Origin of the sequence: Streptomyces sp. 8K308, from assembly GCF_004348315.1 — a bacterium.
GTDB lineage: Bacteria > Actinomycetota > Actinomycetes > Streptomycetales > Streptomycetaceae > Streptomyces.
Map to the genome: position 1 here is coordinate 1 of NZ_SMKC01000633.1, position 1,284 is coordinate 1,284.

Annotated in this window: 2 protein-coding genes; both read right to left on the bottom strand. The window is 72.0% G+C overall.

From position 1 onward, the window contains the following. Nucleotides 1-31: 31 nt before the first annotated feature. Nucleotides 32-874 (bottom strand): polyphosphate kinase 2 family protein, encoded by an 843-nt coding sequence (locus tag E1265_RS36305; RefSeq protein ID WP_132935187.1) that lies wholly within the window; start codon nt 872-874, stop codon nt 32-34. 55 nt (nt 875-929) lie between these two features. Continuing rightward, the coding region (zapE, locus tag E1265_RS36310) for an AFG1/ZapE family ATPase (RefSeq protein ID WP_132935188.1) at nt 930-1,284 on the bottom strand (355 nt) is incomplete at its 5' end.

The following is a 1,284-nucleotide window of genomic DNA, read 5'->3' on the forward strand; positions in this document are numbered from 1 at the left end:
CGGGGAAACCCCGCGTGGAGTGGAGACCGGGCTAGGCCCGGAGCAGGGCCGCGCGCGCCTCGGCGGGGTCGTAGGCGCCGGGCGGGTAACGGGGGTCAAGATCCCGCAGGTGTTCGAGAAGCAGGCGGCTGACCGCCCAGTTGCGGTACCACTTCCGGTCCGCCGGCACCAGATACCACGGCGCCGCGTCCGTCGAGCACCGCTCGAGCACGTCCTGGTAGGCCGTACGGTAGTCGGGCCACAGCTTCCGCTCGCGGACGTCGTTGGGGCTGAACTTCCAGTGCTTGTCGGGCCGGTCGAGCCGGGCGAGCAACCGCTCGCGCTGCTCGCCGCGGCTGATGTGCAGGAAGACCTTGATCCAGGTGACGCCGTCCTCGGCGAGGATCCGTTCCCAGTCGTTGATCTGCTCGTACCGCCGCGACCAGACCGCCTCGGGCACCAGGTCGTGGACCCGGACGACCAGCACGTCCTCGTAGTGCGAGCGGTCGAAGATGCCGATCTCGCCGGACTGCGGCAGGGCCCGGTCGACCCGCCACAGGAAGTGTTGCCGCTTCTCCTCGTCGGTCGGCGCCTTGAAGGCCCTGATGCGGCAGCCGGCCGGGTTGAAGTGGCTGATGACGTGCTTGACCGTGCCGCCCTTGCCCGAGGTGTCCATGCCCTGGAGCACGAGCACCACCCGCCGCCGGTCGCCGTCGGAGGCGGCGGCGTAGAGGCGCTCCTGGAGGTCGGCCAGTTCCCGGCCGAGGTCGGCGACCTCCTGCACGGCCTGGCGTTTCTTGCCGTCGAAGCCGGGGGTGGCGTCGGCGGGGTGGTCGGAGAGTTTCACGTGGTCGCCCGGCTGGATCGCCAGCAGGTCGCGGACGTCGCTCGGCATGGTCTCGATGATGTCGCCGCCGGGTGCCGCCCGCCACCGGGAGGAGGGCCGGGGCTCAGCCGGCCAGGCGCTCACCGTCCCTGGCCAGCGCGGTGAGCCGGGAGATGGCCCGGAAGTACTTCTTGCGGTAGCCGCCGCGCAGCATGTCCTCGCTGAACAGTCGGTCGAACGGCACGCCCGAGGCCACCACCGGTATCTCGCGGTCGTAGAGCCGGTCGGCGAGCACCACGAGCCGCAGCGCCGTGGTCTGGTCGGGGACGGCCCGCACGCCCGTCAGGCAGACGGCGGTGACGCCCTCGCACAGCGCCCCGTACCGGCTGGGGTGCACCCGCGCGAGATGGTCGAGGAGCGCGCCGAAGTCGTCGAGCGAGGCGCCGGTGCTCCGGTGCGCGAGGTCCGTGACGGCGGCG

Coding starts and splice junctions, on each gene's coding strand:
- E1265_RS36305 (WP_132935187.1), bottom strand. CDS start 874: ATGCCGAGCGACGTCCGCGACCTGCTGGCGATCCAGCCGGGCGACCAC.